Consider the following 1,651-nt stretch of genomic DNA (forward strand, 5'->3'; position numbering starts at 1 on the left):
GGCCGGGCCTGATCGGTTTCGGATTTGTTTTCGGTCGCTGATCAGCGACTGGTGGGCAACACAGGGTAGCCCGGTCAGCGGGGGCTGCCGGGTTCCACTGGCCCGGACGAGAGTCCTTTCGGTGGTCGTAGGGATGGTTTGGACTGGTCAGCCTGGTTGCAGGCGGTCGATGGCGGTCAGGAGCAGGCTGGTGCCGCGGTGATGTCGCGACAATCGCAGATGAACGCGGCGGGCGTGGCGGGAGATCCGCGCGGGGATCGAGAATAGTTGCAGGCGTAGCGTTTTCGGTTCCCATCGGCGGGCGCGATGGTTGTGCAGGGCAACGGTCTGTAGCCAGGCGGTCAGATCAAGGGCGAGCGCGACGATCGCGACCCAGATCCGGTTCGCGTCGAAGGATTTGAACGGCAGGTTGCGCAGCCCGGTGTCCTTGGCGGCGCGGATGCGGTCCTCGCAGCGGGCGCGGCGGCGGTGCCGTAACTCCAGGTCGGGGAGTTGACCTGTGCGGGTGTTGGTGACGAACGCGGTCAACCGCAGGCCGTCGACGTCGGTGAACCGCAGCTGAGCCCCGGGATGGGGTCTCTCCTTGCGGACGATGAGCCGCATGCCGGCGGGCCAGCCGGTCAGATCGAGCATGCCGGTGACCTCGGCGATCCACGCGCCTTCACGGACCTGCTCGTCGGCGTCGTAGGCCGGGGTCCACACGGTTTTCGGGATCCGGTTCACTGCCTCGACGATGGTGTCGGTGAGAGTGAACCCCAGCGAATACTGGACTCGCCGGGCGGTGCAGTAGTCGACGAATTCGTGGGTGCCGCCACCGGAATCGGTGCGCACCAGCACTTTCCGGCCGACTCGGTAGCCTGGCTGCCACGGCAACTGCGCCAAGGCGGCGGCGAGGACCTTCTTGTGGTCGGCGGCGGTGTTGGCGCCGGCGTTGCCTGGCCGCAGCAGCTCGGCGACGGGTTCGCCGGTGCCGCCCGCGCCGTGGTCGGCGAACGCCAGCAGCGGGTGGAAGCCGAAGCCTTTCTTGAAAGTCGGTGCCGCGCATTCTTTTTCCGAATGCGAGTCGAGCAGGCTGGCATCCAGATCGATGGCCAGAGGATCCTCGGCGGTGATCGCGTAGTCCGGTGCCCGGTCACCGGCAGCGGTCCAGGCCTCCGCGCGGGCGGTGGCACGGGCAGAGGCGATGGCGGCCAACGCTTTGGGTGCATCAGCAGCAAGCGCAGTGACCAACCGGGACACCGTGGGATCTGATGCTACTGAACCGAACACCCCCGGTTCACCGCGCAGCAACGCCACATCGGCGACGCAGTCACCGCCGATCGCGACCGACACCGCCAGATCCAACAGAATCTTCCCCGGATCATGCACAGCCAGAGGCTTCCGCCACGAGGCCAGAACCTGCGACAACGCTCGGTCCAGACCCACCCGCGCCGCCGTGCGCACCAGCGCGACCGCCCCGGCCTGGGTCACCACACCCGAACCATCCCCGTCAATTTTCAGCGACGGGTACCACGACGTAGACTGCTTCACCAGAAGGGTGCTCCCACAACTTCGATATTCGTCCCTAAGCAAGCCGAATTATCGCAGTTCAGAGCACCTTTCGCCATTTCAAAGCCGCTATCAGCTCATCCGGCGTGATTGACCGAGGCTA

General features: G+C 66.1%; 1 protein-coding gene. It reads right to left on the reverse strand.

Translation table 11 applies throughout. The features are described 5' to 3' along the window. Positions 1-147: 147 nt before the first annotated feature. Positions 148-1,530, reverse strand: coding sequence for an IS1380 family transposase (locus ABZS43_RS36565; RefSeq protein ID WP_355040588.1), 1,383 nt, complete (start codon positions 1,528-1,530; stop codon positions 148-150). Positions 1,531-1,651 lie beyond the last annotated feature (121 nt).

It is taken from the genome of Nocardia sp. NPDC005366 (assembly GCF_040606855.1).
GTDB lineage: Bacteria > Actinomycetota > Actinomycetes > Mycobacteriales > Mycobacteriaceae > Nocardia.